The sequence below is a fragment of the Streptomyces sp. UH6 genome (assembly GCF_013421635.1).
In the GTDB taxonomy this organism is placed as follows: domain Bacteria; phylum Actinomycetota; class Actinomycetes; order Streptomycetales; family Streptomycetaceae; genus Streptomyces; species Streptomyces abyssomicinicus.
The window spans coordinates 1-8,162 of sequence record NZ_JACADT010000177.1; the positions used below are offsets into that span (position 1 = coordinate 1).

Consider the following 8,162-nt stretch of genomic DNA (forward strand, 5'->3'; position numbering starts at 1 on the left):
GACGTCATGGTGAACTCGCACCACACGCACTTGCCGCCGCCGCGCGCCTCGACGCCCCAGCTGTCGGCCAGCAGGTCGACCAGCATGAGGCCGCGGCCGCTCATCCCCACCGGTCCGGGGTCCCGCCGGTGCGGCAGGGCGCTGGAGCTGTCCTCCACCTCGATGCGCAGCAGCCGCTGCGGCCCCAGGATCACCCGCAGGGTGACGGTGGCGCACCCCTCGGTGTGCATCAGGGCGTTGGTGATCAGCTCGTCCGCGGCCAGCTCGATCTCGTCGGCCCGCTCCACGGTGCCCCAGGCCCGTACCGCGGCCCGGATCATGTGGCGGGTCTCGGCCAGCGCGTCCGGGTCGCCGGGGACGACCTGCTGTCTGAGCTGTCCGCCGGTCCGCTGCCGTCCGGGGCCCCTCCGGCGCAGCAGCAGGAGGGCGACGTCGTCGTCCCCGCCCCTGCGGTCGGCCCGCTCGATGAGGGCGTCGGCGAGGCCGCGGACGTCGTCGGGGCCACGGGTGATGTCGTCCATCAGGTCCTGCACGCCGACGGAGAGGTCGTCGCCGGGAAGCTCGACCAGTCCGTCGGTGCACAGCACCAGGGTCTGGTAGGTGGACAGCTCGAAGGTGGTGACCGGATACGTGAGGGCGCCGAACTCGGCGGACAGGCCGAGCGGCAGGCCGCCCTCGACGGGGATGCGGCGGCAGGCGCCGTCGCCTCCGCGCAGGATCGGGTCGAGGTGCCCGGCGCGCACCATCTTCACCACGCCGGTGGTGGGGTCGACCTCGGCGTACAGGCAGGTGGCGAACCGGTCGGTGTCCAGCTCGTGGAGGAAGACGGAGGCCCGGGCCATGACGGTGCCCGGCGTGTGCCCCTCGGCGGCGTAGGCGCGCAGCACGATCCGCAGCTGGCCCATGACGGCGGCGGCGTGGGTGTCGTGTCCCTGGACGTCGCCGATCACGGCGCCGACCCGGCCGCCGGGGAGCGGGATCAGGTCGTACCAGTCGCCGCCGATGTCGCGCCCGGCGGCGGCCGAGCGGTAGCGGACGGCGATGTCGGCGCCGGGGACGCTGGGGATGGTGCGGGGCAGCATGGCCTGCTGGAGGCCCTGCGCCAGGTCCATCTGCTGTTCGTAGAGCATGGCGCGCTGCAGGCTCTGGGCGAGGCTTCCGGCGAGCGCGCCGAGCAGTGCGCGGTCCTGGGTGGTGAAGCCGCGGCGCCCGCTGTAGAGCAGCCCGGCGGCGCCGACCGCCTTGCCCTCGGCGATCAGCGGGAGGTAGGCCGCCGAGGTGATCTGGAGGTGGGCCATCTGCTCCCAGAGCAGGGGGTAGTTGACCGCGAACTCCCTGGGCGACTCGATGTAGCGCGGACTGAGCGTGCGGACCACCTCGCTCATGGGGTAGGGCTCGTCCAGCCGGGTGATACGGGTGCCGGGGACGGCTTCCTGGGGCTCCTCGGTGACCAGGACGACGCGGTCGCCCTGCACCATCCCCAGCACCACCAGGGAGACGCCCAGCGGGGTCCTCTGGTGGGCCTCGCCGAGCACCCGGAAGACGTCGCGGACGGTGCGGGCGGCGGAGAGGGCGGCGGTGAGGGTCTGGACGACGTCGGTCTGGCGACGGCGCGCCTCGTCCTCGACGGCCTGCTCCAGCCGGGCCTCGCTCTCCCTCAGCTCCTGGGTGGCGTCCCGGACGATGCCGAAGACCCTGCGGGCGTGGCCGTCGTCGTCGCGCCGGATGTAGCCCTGGGTGTGGGTCCAGTGCAGGGTGCCGTCGCGGCGGCGGACGCGGAAGTAGGCGCCGTAGTTCTCGTCGCCCTCCTTGATCGCGCGGGTGACCGCCTCGTCGAGGCGGGTGCCCTCCTCGGTCGGGACCCGGGGGCTCAGCGCCTCGGGGGTGCCGTCGAACTCCTCGGGGCGGAGGTCGAAGATCTCGTGGGCCCGGGCGTCCATGTGGAAGCGGCCGGCGGCCAGGTCCCATTCGAAGCTGCCCATCCGGTTGAGCGCCAGGATCGGGAACGGGCTGTCGGGCCACTCCTCCGGGAGTGAGGTCTCCACGGTGTCCCCATCAGCCATGGAGCCCACCTTGCCAGGATTTGTCCGTTTCTTCGACCCGTCTTCCGCCTCCCGCCTTTCCCGGGGCCCGGCGGGACCCGCACTCAGTCACCGAAGACGTCGGTGGGACTGCCGAAGACGCTGTCCGCGTCCACCACGGCCACCCGCCCGGAGGGCACCCCGGACACGGCGCCGCCCTCGACGACCCCGCCGTCCGGCCGCGCGCCCCTCTCCGCGGCCGCCCCGCCGGGGCGCTCCCCCGCCGGTGAGGCGCCGAGGAGGGCGAGCGGCACGGCGCAGGCCACGACGGCGGCTCTGATCGGTGCGCGCACGGTGTCCTCCCACACGGTTCGGGGCACTTCGTCACCCATGTCTGCCCGGACCATTGTCTGCCCGGCCGGGTACGGTCACGCAAACGGAGGGCGGGCGTCACGGACGGCGACGGGCGCGCGGGCGCGGCCGCCGGGAAGGAGTGCCGGGGTCGTGGAGTGGTTCACCGCACCGGAGTACTGGACGGGCCGCCTGGTCTTCCAGCGGGGGCTGGCCGCCGTCTATCTGGCGGCCTTCCTCTGCGCGGCGCTGCAGTTCCGTCCGCTGATCGGCGAGCGGGGGCTGACACCGGCCCCGCGGTTCCTGGAGCGGACGGACTGGCGGCGGGCGCCGAGCCTGTTCCGGCTGCGCTTCTCCGACCGCCTCTTCGCCGCCTGCGCCTGGACGGGGTGCGCGGTGTCGGCCGCCCTGCTGGCGGGGGCGGGCGATCTGGTGCCGCTGTGGGCCTCCATGCTGCTGTGGCTCGCGCCGTGGGCGCTGTACCTGTCGGTCGTCAACGTCGGGCAGACCTGGTACGCGTTCGGCTGGGAGTCGCTGCTGCTGGAGACCGGCTTCCTCGCGGTGCTGCTGGGCAACGACGAGGTGGGCCCCCCGGTGGTGGTGCTGTTCCTCCTGCGGTGGCTGCTGTTCCGGCTGGAGTTCGGCGCCGGCATGATCAAGATGCGCGGCGACGCCTGCTGGCGCGAGCTCACCTGTCTGTACCACCACCACGAGACCCAGCCGATGCCCGGGCCGCTCAGCCGCCTCTTCCATCTGCTGCCGAAGCCGCTGCACCGGGTGGAGGCGGCCGCCAACCACGTCACCCAGCTGGCCGTGCCGTTCCTGCTCTTCACCCCGCAGCCGGTGGCCTCCTGGGCGGCCGCGCTGATGATCGTCACGCAGCTGTGGCTGATCGCCTCGGGGAACTTCTCCTGGCTCAACTGGCTGACCGTGGTGATCGCCCTGCCGGCCGTCAGGTGGCCGAGGGATGCCGCGCCGCGGCCCACGCCCGGAGCACCGCTCTGGTACGAGATCACCGTTCTCGCCGTGGCCGCGGTGCTGCTGTGGCTGAGCCGCAACCCGGCGCGCAACCTGCTCTCCCGCCGGCAGGCGATGAACCGGTCCTTCGACCCGCTCCACCTGGTCAACACCTACGGGGCCTTCGGCAGCGTCACCCGGGTGCGGCACGAGGTGGTGGTGGAGGGCACCGACGACGACCGGCCGCGGCGGGAATCGGTCTGGCGGGCCTACGAGTTCAAGGGGAAGCCGGGCGACGTCCGCCGTCGGCCGCGGCAGTTCGCGCCGTACCACCTGCGACTGGACTGGCTGATGTGGTTCCTCGCGCTGTCGCCGATGCCGGCCAGGTGGTTCACGGCCTTCGTGGAGAAGCTGCTGGAGGGGGACCGGGAGACGCTGCGGCTGCTGCGCCACTCGCCGTTCCCGCCCGAGGCCCCGCCGCGCTGGGTGCGCGCCCGGCTCTTCCGCTACCGGTTCGCGACGCGTGAGGAACGGCGGCGCACCGGTGCGCACTGGGTCCGCGAGTACGTCCGGGACTTCCTCCCGCCCACCCGGCTGTCCTGAGTTCCCGCCGGGCGCACGCCGAGCGCCCTCCTCCCCGGCTCCGGCGGCACGCTCCGGCCGCGTACGACGGACGGCGGCCGGTCGTGGACCTGCCGCCGCCGGTGTGGCGCCGTGCCTCGCCCGCCCGCGTCCGTCAGTCGACGCTGGGCAGGATGTGCGGTTCCGCGAGGTCGTCCTCGTAGCCGGCCAGCCTGATGGGCGCGGAGCGCGCCCACACCTCCAGGCTGCCCAGTGGCCCGTCGCCGTCGGTCCCGCTCCGGCCGACGGGGACTTCGCTCGCGATCGCCGTGGTGGACGTCGTCTTCTCCGGTGTCACCGCGCACTCCTCATGTCTGGGTCACCCTCGAGGCTCGGCGTCGTCGTTGTGCTCGACGCCCGGGCGCCTCCCGGGTGCGGGTCGGTAGGGAGGGCGTTCGAGCGCGGTGGCGCCGGCACCTCGTCGCGGGCAGGCCGGCGTGTCCGGTCTGTCCGGTGACGGACGGGGACGCGGCCGGTAGGACCTCGTCGCACTGTCCGTCCGTCCCAGGTTAACCAAATGAGCGGCCTCCCGCTCGATAGCGCCGAAAACTTTGCGTAACCGTCTCGTGTCACGCGGTCCCCGGCCCCAAGGTCCCCGGCCCGGGGCTCCCGCTCCCCCGGCCGGCCGGCCCGTCCGGTCCGGCCTGCCTACCCGTTCCGGGTCACCACTTGCCGGGCGCGTAGTCCTTCAGGAAGACCCCGTACAGATCCTCGCCCGCCTCACCGCGCACGATCGGGTCGTAGACCCTGGCCGCGCCGTCGATCAGGTCCAGCGGCGCGTGGAATCCGGCCTCGGCGAGGCGCACCTTGTCGGGGTGCGGGCGCTCGTCGGTGATCCAGCCGGTGTCCACGGCGGTCATCAGGATGCGGTCCGCCTCGAACATCTCCTGCGCGCTGGTGCGCGTCAGCATGTTCAGGGCCGCCTTGGCCATGTTGGTGTGCGGGTGTCCGGCGCCCTTGTAGCCGCGTTCGAAGACGCCCTCCATGGCGGAGACGTTGACGATGTAGGTGCGGCGGTTCGGCGAGGCGGCCATCGCCTGGCGGAGCCGGCTGATGAGGATGAACGGCGCGGTGGAGTTGCAGAGCTGGACCTCGAGCAGTTCCACCGGGGTGACCTGCTCGACGGACTGCACCCAGCTGTTGGTGTCGTGCAGGTCGGGGACGAGGCCGCCCGCGTCGATGGCGGTTCCCGCCGCGATGCGCTCCAGGGACGCCGAGCCGGAGACCAGGGCGAGGTCGGTGACCTCCTGGGCGGTGATCGCCCCGCCGCCGGACACCGGCAGCGCGGCGACCGCGCCGGAGCCGAACGCGCCGATGACGCGGGCGGCCGGCAGCTCGCCCGCGGGCAGCGGCGCCGACTCGGCGGCGAGCAGCTCGCTGTACGCCTGCGGGGAACGGCGCACGGTCTGGGCGGCGTTGTTGATCAGGATGTCCAGGTGCCCCTGGGCGGCGACGGAGTCGGCCAGTGCGACCACCTGTGCGGGGTCGCGCAGGTCGATGCCGACGATGTCGAGCCGGTTGATCCACTCGTCGCTGTCCGGCATCGCCTTGAAGCGGCGGACGGCGTCGTTGGGGAAGCGGGTGGTGACGGTGGTGTGCGCGCCGTCCCGCAGCAGACGGAGCGCGATGTACATGCCGATCTTGGCCCGGCCGCCGGTGAGCAGCGCGCGCCGGCCGCTCAGGTCGGTGCGGGCGTCGCGACGGGCCCGGTTCTCGTCGGCGCACCTCGGGCAGAGCTGGTGGTAGAAGTAGTCGACCTCGAGGTACCGGTCCTTGCAGGTGTAGCAGGAGCGGGGGCGCCGGAGCACGCCCGCGATCCGGCGGCCCTCCTCGACGGAGGAGGACGGCAGGATGCCGGCCGTCTCGTCGTCGATGCGCTGCGCGGAGCCGGTGGCGGTCGCCTCGGTGACGGCGCGGTCGTGCGCGGTCTTGGCGGCGCGGCGCTCCTGACGGCGGCGCTGCTTGACCGTCCGGTAGATGTGCGAGGTGGCGCGGCGCACCTGGATGGCGTCGGGGTGGTCGACCTCGATCCGGTCGAGTTCCTCCAGGACGCTCAGGCAGACCGCCAGGCGCTCGGGGTCGATCCCCGGCCCCCACTCCTGCTGGGCGGGGATCTGCGCTCCGCCGTTCTCCGCCGCGGGCTCGCGCGTGGCAGTGCCCTGGCTGTCGTCCGTCACCGTCATCGCCGCTGTGTTCCTCGCGTCACTCATTCAGCCGCGTAGCTCGATCGAGTGACCGCGCGGCTCCCACAGGAAAGTGGTGGGAGCCGTGCAGCGGACCTTCGTCCGATTCCGTCCCACCAGGTGGGGAGGATACTGACGGCCGGGAGGGTCCGCCAAACGGGCGACGGTCAGGGCGTCGTGTCTCACATCGGCGCCGGTACGGGCTGGCCCTTCTCCAGCACCACCACGCCGTTGTCGGAGACGGTGTAGAGCTCGGCGTCGCGCTCGGGGTTGACGCCGATGGTCGCACCCGGCGGGACGTCGATGTTCTTGTCGAGGATGGCGTTGCGCACCACGGCGCCCCTGCCGATGCGGACCTTGTCGTGCAGCACCGAGTTCTGCACGACGGCGTCCTGTTCGACGACCACGCCCGGGGAGAGCACGGAGCGGGTGACCTGGCCGCGGATCAGGCAGCCGGCGCTCACGATCGACTCGGTGGCGTTGCCCCCGCCGTTGAAGCGGGCCGGGGAGAGCATCGGGTGATGGGTGTAGATCGGCCAGTCGCGGTTGTAGAGGTTGAACACCGGCCGGTCGGCGAGCAGGTCCATGTGGGCGTCGTAGTAGGCGTCGATGGTGCCGACGTCCCGCCAGTAGCCCTGGTCGCGCTTGGTCTCGCCGGGCACGTGGTTGGTGCTGAAGTCGTAGACGGCGGCCTGGCCGCTCTCGGTGAGCATGGGCAGGATGTCGCCGCCCATGTCGTGGTCGGAGTCCTCGTTCGCGGCGTCCTTGTGCAGGGCCTCCACCAGCACGTCGGTGGTGAAGATGTAGTTGCCCATGGAGGCGAGGATGGAGTCCGGGTCGTCGGCCAGTCCCGGTGGGTCGGCCGGCTTCTCCAGGAAGCGCTCCACGGTCCGGCCGTCGGCGGACGGCGTGATCACGCCGAACTGGGAGGACTCCGAGCGCGGTACCCGGATGCCGGCCACCGTGGCGCCGGCGCCGCTGTCGATGTGCTGGCGCAGCATCTCGCGGGGGTCCATCCGGTAGACGTGGTCGGCTCCGAAGACGGCCACGTAGTCGGGCTGCTCGTCGCGGATCAGGTTCAGCGACTGGTGGATGGCGTCGGCGCTGCCGAGGTACCACTGCTTGCCGAGCCGCTGCTGGGCGGGCACCGGGGTGACGTAGTTGCCGAGCAGGCTGGACATGCGCCAGGTGGTGGTGATGTGACGGTCCAGCGAGTGCGACTTGTACTGGGTCAGCACGGCGATGTGCCGGATGTCCCCGTTGACCAGGTTGGACAGCACGAAGTCGACCAGGCGGTAGGTCCCGCCGAAGGTGACGGCCGGCTTGGCGCGGTCCGCCGTCAACGGCATCAGGCGCTTTCCCTCGCCGCCTGCCAGCACAATGCCGAGTACGGATGGCCCACCACGACGCATCGCCGCTCCTCTCAACGGTTCACCCGCCCCCTTGGTCATGATCCGAGTGCCCCCGGCCGCGACCTGCTATGCCTGCCGGATCCGTGTGCCCCGTGTCACCCGTCCGGGGGAGGATCGGATCTTTCCGGGTACTCCGTCGTCAGGAGGATCCGTGAAGGACGGAAGGACGCCTCCGGGACGACGACGGGAAGAGGCGTGACCGGCATCGTGGAGTCCGTGCAACTGGAGCGAATGCCGGAGGGCGGCCGATGAGCGCCCTGATGTGGTCCGTCCTCCTCTCGCTCGTCTCCGCGGTGGCGTACGCCGGCGGGGCGATCGTGCAGGAGCGCGTCGCCGTGGTCAAGGGGGCGTCCGCCCCCCTGGGGGACCTTGTGTGGTGGTCGGCGGTGGCCCTGAACGGGCTGGGCGCGGCGCTGCACGTGGCCGCCCTCGCGCTGGGTCCGCTCAGCGTGGTGCAGCCGCTGGGCGCCCTGACCATCGTGTTCGCCCTGCCCATGGCGGCGTTGTTCGTGGGCCGGGCGGCGGGCGACCGGACCGCCTGGCGGGGGGCGCTGCTGGCCACCGGCGGGCTGGCGGGTCTACTGACGCTGGTCTCCGGTTCGGGCACCCGGACGCCG

The 8,162-nt window shown here is 72.5% G+C and carries 6 protein-coding genes and 1 pseudogene; 2 read left to right on the forward strand and 5 right to left on the reverse strand.

The annotated features are described in order from the left end of the window. The coding region (locus HW445_RS11870; RefSeq protein WP_180220988.1) for a SpoIIE family protein phosphatase at nucleotides 1-2,063 on the reverse strand (2,063 nt) is incomplete at its 3' end. An 83-nt stretch (nucleotides 2,064-2,146) separates the two neighbouring features. Beyond that, nucleotides 2,147-2,374 carry a hypothetical protein gene (locus HW445_RS11875; protein WP_180220989.1) on the reverse strand — a complete coding sequence of 76 codons (228 nt, stop codon included), beginning with the start codon at nucleotides 2,372-2,374 and terminating at the stop codon, nucleotides 2,147-2,149. A gap of 151 nt (nucleotides 2,375-2,525) precedes the next feature. Here HW445_RS11875 and HW445_RS11880 point away from each other — a divergent pair, with 151 nt between their 5' ends. Then, nucleotides 2,526-3,932: a lipase maturation factor family protein gene (locus HW445_RS11880; RefSeq protein WP_180220990.1), complete on the forward strand. Its 1,407-nt coding sequence runs from the start codon at nucleotides 2,526-2,528 to the stop codon at nucleotides 3,930-3,932. A 133-nt stretch (nucleotides 3,933-4,065) separates the two neighbouring features. Here HW445_RS11880 and HW445_RS11885 read toward each other — a convergent pair whose 3' ends face one another. From HW445_RS11885 to glgC, 3 genes are all read right to left on the reverse strand, one after another. Then, on the reverse strand, nucleotides 4,066-4,248 hold the full coding sequence (locus tag HW445_RS11885) for a hypothetical protein (protein ID WP_180220991.1): 183 nt from the start codon (nucleotides 4,246-4,248) through the stop codon (nucleotides 4,066-4,068). Nucleotides 4,249-4,612: 364 nt separating this feature from the next. Then, entirely contained in the window at nucleotides 4,613-6,133 is a 1,521-nt protein-coding gene (locus HW445_RS11890) for an SDR family NAD(P)-dependent oxidoreductase (RefSeq protein WP_257231012.1), read from the reverse strand. 182 nt (nucleotides 6,134-6,315) lie between these two features. After that, a complete protein-coding gene (gene glgC / locus HW445_RS11895; RefSeq protein ID WP_180220992.1) occupies nucleotides 6,316-7,545 on the reverse strand; it encodes a glucose-1-phosphate adenylyltransferase in 1,230 nt (409 codons plus the stop codon). A 248-nt stretch (nucleotides 7,546-7,793) separates the two neighbouring features. Between glgC and HW445_RS11900 the strand changes: the two are divergent. Further along, a pseudogene (locus HW445_RS11900) lies at nucleotides 7,794-8,162 on the forward strand (hypothetical protein); the annotation flags it as partial.